The sequence below is a fragment of the uncultured Meiothermus sp. genome, assembly GCF_937863175.1.
Classification (GTDB): domain Bacteria; phylum Deinococcota; class Deinococci; order Deinococcales; family Thermaceae; genus Meiothermus.
Genome location: NZ_CALMCQ010000142.1, coordinates 1 through 6,550, shown reverse-complemented (window position 1 = coordinate 6,550; position 6,550 = coordinate 1). Strand labels below are relative to the sequence as shown.

Genomic DNA, 6,550 nt, shown 5'->3' with positions numbered 1-6,550 from the left:
ATGTCAGGGAGCTGTCAGGGTCGAGATGAGAAATCTCAAGAAACGCTTTATGTTGAACTCATAAAACAAAAGCCCAAACAAACTCTTTCCAGCAAACAAAAATAAAAAAAATTCGATTTAGCTCCGACTAAACCTCACAAGCAGATGAGAGCCGTGACCCCTATTTCTAAGGGAACCTGAGAACAACCCCCCTACCCTCGAGGGGTATGAAACGGCTATTTCACCTCCGCATTCCAAGCCTGATCCTGCTGATTGCAGTGTTTGGATTGGGCCTGGCCCAGGCCCCCAGGGTCATGACCCTCAAGGCCACGGCCTATACCTCCTCGGTGTGGGAAACCGACAGTACCCCCTTCATCACCGCCACCGGGGCACGCACCCGCATCGGCATCATTGCCGTTAGCCGGGATATGTTGCGCGAACTGCCCTATGGTTCCAAGGTGATGCTCGAAGATCTGGGTACCCCTGCGGGTCTGGGAAAGGGTCGTTTTAACTACCTGTTCCGCGACCGGGTTTTTGTGGTGGAAGACACCATGCACCCGCGCAAACGCAAGCGCCTGGATGTATGGCTCCCCGATCGCAACACGGCCATTCGCTTCGGGGTTCGCAACGTAAGGGTTACGGTTATCCAGCGCGGGCGAGGGTAAGATAGTCAGGTGTCGAGGGTCTAGAGTCCAGGGCCAAAAATCAGAGGGTTCCTGACTCTAAGTGCCCCCAGAGCATGTTTGCCACCATCTCCGGCTCGGTGTCTGTTTGGGTACTGCGCCCTCGAGGATGCAGCTTTTTTGAGGGACTGTCGGGATTTGACCAACTCAGGGTGGCGCAGCTTAGACCCTTGACCCTATGCCCTATGCGCTTTGTCTGGTTTCTTGCCCTGCGCCACCTGCGTTACCGCCGCACCCAGAGCCTCATTACGCTGCTGGGGGTGGCGGTGGGCATCATGGTGCTCACCACCGCCCTCTCGCTCACCAATGGCTTTATCAAGGGCCTGGTGGATGCCACCCTCAAGGCGGTGCCGCATCTGTACCTGCAAAGCCTGGATCCAGAAAACAGCCCGGTTCCGCCGGATAACCCGGTGGTAATTGGGCAAGCACCGGTGTTTTTGAGCAAAGCCCTGCTCACCCGGCGGGCCGAGGCGGGCCGCACAGCCGGCGCCGACTTTGCGACCCTGATCGGTCTAGGGGAGGGCGGGCAGGCCGTTTATCCCGATCTAGACTTATCCCGGCTCAAAGACGGGGGCACCGTACTGGGCAGTGCGCTGGCCCGCAGCCTGGGGGCTTATCCGGGCGATAAGCTGTTTCTGGTCTCGATTAACCAGAAGCGGATTCAGCTCGAGGTGGTCGCCACCTTCCAGACCGGCAACTTTTTGCTCGACTCGGGATTTGCCTTCACCACCCTGGCCGATACCCGCGAACTGATGGAGCAGCCCACCGCGCTCTCGGGCTACCAGATTCGCCTGCGCGACCCCGACCTGGCCCCCCAGGTGGGTATGGCCCTGGCTGGGCAGCACTACTTTCCCCAGACCTGGCAGTCCACCAACCGCACCCTGATTGAGCAACTGGCCCTGCAAAAGCGCGTAATCGGGATCGTGGTCTTCCTGATTGTGGTGGTAGCGGCGCTGGGCATGGCCAGTGTGCTGGTGCTCAGTGTGATCGAAAAGACCCCCGACATCGCGCTCTTGCGGGTGATGGGGGCCAGGGGAACCCAGGTGGCCGGGGTGTTTGCCCTGCAAGGACTGATTCTGGGTGTGCTGGGGATTTTGATGGGCAACCTCCTGGGCTGGGGACTGTCCCGCTATTTCCAGTGGCGACCGGTGGAGATTCCCGGTGAACTCTATTTCATCACCAGCCTGCCGGTGGAGATCAGGGCCTCGGACTTTTTATGGGTCTCGGTGATGAGCCTGGGGGTGGTGATGCTGGCCTCGCTGCTGCCCCTGTGGCGGGCTTTGCGAATCAAGCCGGGTGAGGTTTTGCGCTAGACCCAGCTCACGGCCCCGAAGGTATCTTCACGTTTGGGACTGGTGGAGAACATCACCACCGGGGTCTGGGTGAAGTTTTCGATCAGCTCGAGGAGGCGTTTAACACTTTCAGGAAGTTGCTCGCGGCTGCGAATGCCCGACAGGTCGCCCCAGCCAGGAATTTCCTGGTAGCGAACACTTCCGTCGGGGCGGTGCTCAATGCCTACCTTTACGCTTGGGAAGTCCGACAAAATATCCAGCTTGGTCAGCACCAGTCCATCAAAGCCATTGACCTCGCAGGCGTACTTGAGCAGCACCAGATCCAGCCAGCCGGTGCGCCGAGCCCGCCCGGTGGTCACGCCGAACTCACCGCCCTTTTGGCGCAGGAACTCGTCTTCCTGGCCAAAGAGTTCGGTGGGGAAAGGGCCGTTGCCCACTCGAGTTGAGTAGGCTTTAACCACCCCGTAGACCTTGTTGATGGCTTTGTGGCTTACTCCGGCTCCCACCAGAATTCCTCCCACGGTGGGATGCGAGCTGGTCACGAAGGGGTAATCGCCATAGTTCAGGTCGAGCATGGTGGCCTGAGCCCCCTCGAAGAGCACCTTCTTGCCGTGCTTGATAGCCTCGCGCAGCAGGCCCCCGGTATCGGTGATGTGGGGGGCCAGGATCTCGCGCATCCGGTACAGTTCAGCCAGGGCTTTTTCGGGGGTGTCCCAGCCCGCTTCCATGGTCGAGTTGGGTTTCTCGGTGAGCAGGGTAAGGGTTCGCTCGGCCAGCACCTTATCGTTAAGCAAATCTCCAGCGCGGATGCCCACCCGCCGCGCGCGGTCGGAGTAGGCCGGCCCAATGCCGCGCCTGGTGGTGCCCACAAAGTTGTTGCGGGCCTCCACGGCCTTATGGTGGGGTAGCACCAGGTGGGCCTTATCCGAGACCAGCACCCTGGGGGAAAGCCCCTCGGCCCGGATACTGCCCATCTCCTCGGCAAACCTGAAGGCATCGATCACCATGCCGTCGCCCAGCACGTTGGCGGCCTGGGGGTGGATCACCCCGGTGGGTAGCAGGTTGAGCTTGAAGGTTTTGCCCTGGGCCACCACGGTATGGCCTGCATTGGCCCCACCCTGATAACGCACCACGAAGTCGGCATTCTCCGCGAGGGCATCGGTGACTTTGCCCTTCCCCTCATCGCCCCACTGAGCCCCGATAATGGCAATTCCTGGCACGCTATATAGCCTAAGGCCCAGAGCCCAAAGCGAGAAGCCAGCCCTCTGGGCGAAACTACACGGCTGGGGGTGTAGGTCTGGCGGTCTGCCTGGTTTTGAGGGCGGGAGGACTGGGGATAGACTGAGAAGAGTCTACCTGCCCGACCCTTCAGGGTTTGTACCGGGTCATGGGCACCCACTCCTCGGTGGCGCCCGCATTGGGATCCTCGCTGGGGTCGTTGGTGGAAAAGACCTGCCCCTGGCGATTCACCCAGTGGTGGGTGTGCTGGTTGGGGAGTTCGACCAGCTTCGAATCATACGGATTGACAAAGGTTTCCACACCGCCCAGGTTTTCGCGGATGTAGAAGTTGTTCTTCTCCTGGATCTGGTCACGATGGGCGGTAACTGCTTGCCAGGTTTGCTGTGACCATTGGTGGTATTCCTGGGCTTGCTGCCTCAGTGCTATGGAGTTTTGCAGGCTTTGCATCATCATCGCGCTGGCCCCGAAGGCGGCGCTGTGGGTTGGGACAATCTGGTCGGCTATCTGGGGCAGCCAGTGGGCATAGCCTGCCCACTGCACCTCCTGGGCGGCTGCACAGGTGATTACCAGGGTGCAACCGTCGTAGCCTGAGGTTACGCTGCACCTGGCGACGCCACGGCAGGGCACCCCGTTAACGTTGTAGACAAGCTCAAACACCCAGGCCCTTTGCATCCCCATCACCGGCTGGGCGGGTTGGGGCTGGCCCAAAGCCAAATTGGGAAACTGCGGTGCAAGCCGCTCGTAAAGGTATTGCACGGGGTTGTAGCCGAGGGGCAGCCCCGCATTGCCGACCATGATGGTCAGGGCGGCCTTGTCCGGGGCGACCAGGACAACCGCGAAATTCCCATCCTCGGCCACCCCCCAGCCTCTGGGAAGGGCATAGCGGAAAAACTGCCCTTGCCGAATTTCGACTCCGGTGTCCCCGTGCATGGTGGCGCCTCCTCGGGTTGAACCTGGTATCAGCATACGCCAGCAACGAAGACAAGGCCACCCATCAACTACCGCAACACTATCCGGCAACCGCCCTGCCCCGGCTACCCTGCTGGCCCTGGTTTTAGAAGGTGGCCTCGAGGCTCCACGCGTTGGCGGGCCTTTTGCGGCTACCCCCCTGGAGCACAATACGGCAGATCGAAAGCGGGCATAGCAGTATAGTTACAGCCAAAATTAACAACCCCTTACGGGGCGTGACATGGCCTGGAGGCAATTCGGGTGCAAGTTGCATCAGAGGCTCTGTGGAACGGCTCTGCTGGAGGGGTTAGCGCGTTATTTGCGGGTCTACCCCCATCACCAAGAAGACCCCAGAACGGGGGGGGTGTGACCTGGTTGTGCATTTTGACCACGGGATTCCCCTTCAACGTGTTACCCTGCGATAGAGGTTTAACGAAGGAGTTCACGCTTGAAAAAGGGAGGTAACGTGCAAAAGACATGGCAGGATGGCTCGGGCCGTCCGCTGATGTCTGTATCCCGGCAGGGGTTGCGGAAACAATCCCGTGCTGAATCGGCCCTGGTGGTATACCCCCATGCCCTTATAGCGCACCGCAAATGTTGCGGACACTGCCAGCATGGTATTCGCACCGGGAGTTTCGCCACCAGGTTATGGCTTCGTCCAGGTTACCGGCACAGCCGGTATGCGCCTCGCGCACTCCCTGGGAATCGCGGAAGCAACCCACCTGGACCCCAAGGGGATTTGCTAGGAGTGTACGCATGAATAAAGCTGGAGGACCAATCCAACTCAAACTATGGGGGCCAGCCCGGCTGGAGTATCAGGGCCGCGAGCTAAAGCTCCAGCGTAAGGGTCTGGCCATTCTGTTTTATCTGGCCCTCGAGGGCGCTACCCGGCGCGAAGTTTTAGCCGATCTGCTCTGGGGCCATACCGCGGCCTCGCAGAATCTGCGGGTTGAGCTGCACCGCCTGAGCCAGGCCCTGGCGCCCCTGGGCTATACCCTGTTCAAAGCGGGCGAAGATCCTTTGCAACTCCCGCCCTTTGTTTCCCTGGATCGCACCCCTTCGCCGGGTGCACCCATGGAGGGGCTGGAAGAACTTTCGGTGGAGTTTAGAGCCTGGCTCGAGGGCCAGCGTTCGCAACTCATGGCCAATAGCTCTGGCACCGTCGGCCGCGAACGCCTGGTGCAGGAGGTGGCCTCCCAGCTCGCCCTGCCATCGGTGCTGATCCTGATGGGTCGGCCCGGCTCGGGGCGCACAGCCTTTGCGCAAGCCCTGGCCAAAGCCCTGGGTATGCCCTTTCTGGAAGGCCCGCGCGGGGGTGGCAAGGCGCTGCACTACCTGCGTCCGCCCTACACCGACGTCTCGATGGAGCGTATCCTCACCGACCGCGACGGGTTGTGGGTTGTCGAACGCTCCTCCTACGGCGAAGACCCCAAACTGATCCTGGAATTGCGCTCACACTATCCTGCCGAGCGCACCCGTTACATCACCCTGCCGCCCCTGTCGTGGGCGGAGGCCCGAGTTTCGATGCTCTCAAACCTGTCTTTTGTACAGGCTGCGCGGCTGTTCCTGGCTTCGGGGGGCTCGCCCGGCCACCTGCGCGAGCTGCTGGCGGTGCCCCACAATGGGGTAGAGGTGCCTCTGCCCCAGCGGGTAAGGGCCCAGGTACAACTCGAGGCCCGCATGCTCTCGCTCGAGGCCCGTCTGTCCCTGGAGCGGCTCTCGGTGCATCCGGGCCCCTATAGCCAGGGCCTGCTGGATGCGCTGGAAGCTACGCCCTATCTGGATGAACTCGAGCGCCGGGGCTGGCTGGTCTATGCCGGACAGTGGCAGTTCTCCGATGACGCCAGCCGCCGGGTCTTGTACCTGGGGCTGCAGCCAGGCCGTCGCCAGCAGTACCACCGCCAGGCGGCCCTGCAGTGCGCCATGGAAGAACAGCGCATGGCCGAGGCCTACCACCGCCTGATGGCAGGGGACACCGCCGACTGGGGCACCTTCGTCAATACCCTGCCGGGCTGGACCCGCCACGGCCTCAAGGCCTGGTTGGGGATGAACGAAGCCCTGCCGATGGGGCCGAGCGTGGGCGAGATTGCCAGAGGCAGCGAGCTGGCTCTGCTGGAAGAAGCCCGTTTCGGACAGGGCTTTGAAGTAGATGGCCGCCACGTGCGCTGGGTACGCACCCCTTCCCAGGCCACCACCTCGGGCATCATGTGGGCCAGCCACGATGAACCCTCACTGCTACAACTCAAGGGCCACATCTATGTGGAAAACCCCCTGGGAGTGGGTATCTCGGGCCGTGCCGCTCCCCTCATGCTCGAGATTCAGGAGCCCCGCGAAGCCCGCGTGATCTTCCTCCCCGGCATCCAGGCCGGCGCCCTGCCGCTCGCCTGGACAGAAATCGGCGGCAGCCTG

5 protein-coding genes are annotated in these 6,550 nt (G+C 61.5%); 3 read left to right on the top strand and 2 right to left on the bottom strand.

What is annotated here, in order from left to right; genetic code table 11:
- Positions 1 to 206: 206 nt before the first annotated feature.
- Both Q0288_RS05680 and Q0288_RS05675 read left to right on the top strand, forming a co-directional pair.
- Positions 207 to 644: a 3D domain-containing protein gene (locus tag Q0288_RS05680; RefSeq protein WP_299428467.1), complete on the top strand. Its 438-nt coding sequence runs from the start codon at positions 207 to 209 to the stop codon at positions 642 to 644.
- A gap of 203 nt (positions 645 to 847) precedes the next feature.
- Positions 848 to 1,975 (top strand): ABC transporter permease, encoded by a 1,128-nt coding sequence (locus tag Q0288_RS05675; RefSeq protein WP_299428464.1) that lies wholly within the window; start codon positions 848 to 850, stop codon positions 1,973 to 1,975.
- Here the strand turns inward: Q0288_RS05675 and Q0288_RS05670 are convergent.
- Positions 1,972 to 3,174, bottom strand: coding sequence for an adenylosuccinate synthase (locus Q0288_RS05670; protein ID WP_299428461.1), 1,203 nt, complete (start codon positions 3,172 to 3,174; stop codon positions 1,972 to 1,974). The two genes, Q0288_RS05675 and Q0288_RS05670, sit on opposite strands and share 4 nt — an antisense overlap.
- A 148-nt stretch (positions 3,175 to 3,322) precedes the next feature.
- Positions 3,323 to 4,123: a hypothetical protein gene (locus Q0288_RS05665; RefSeq protein ID WP_299428458.1), complete on the bottom strand. Its 801-nt coding sequence runs from the start codon at positions 4,121 to 4,123 to the stop codon at positions 3,323 to 3,325.
- 774 nt (positions 4,124 to 4,897) lie between these two features.
- Here Q0288_RS05665 and Q0288_RS05660 point away from each other — a divergent pair.
- Positions 4,898 to 6,550, top strand: a 1,653-nt coding sequence (locus Q0288_RS05660) for a transcriptional regulator (protein ID WP_299428455.1), incomplete at its 3' end; no start/stop codon positions are given.

Coding starts and splice junctions, on each gene's coding strand:
- Q0288_RS05680 (WP_299428467.1), top strand. CDS start 207: ATGAAACGGCTATTTCACCTCCGCATTCCAAGCCTGATCCTGCTGATT.
- Q0288_RS05675 (WP_299428464.1), top strand. CDS start 848: ATGCGCTTTGTCTGGTTTCTTGCCCTGCGCCACCTGCGTTACCGCCGC.
- Q0288_RS05665 (WP_299428458.1), bottom strand. CDS start 4,123: ATGCACGGGGACACCGGAGTCGAAATTCGGCAAGGGCAGTTTTTCCGC.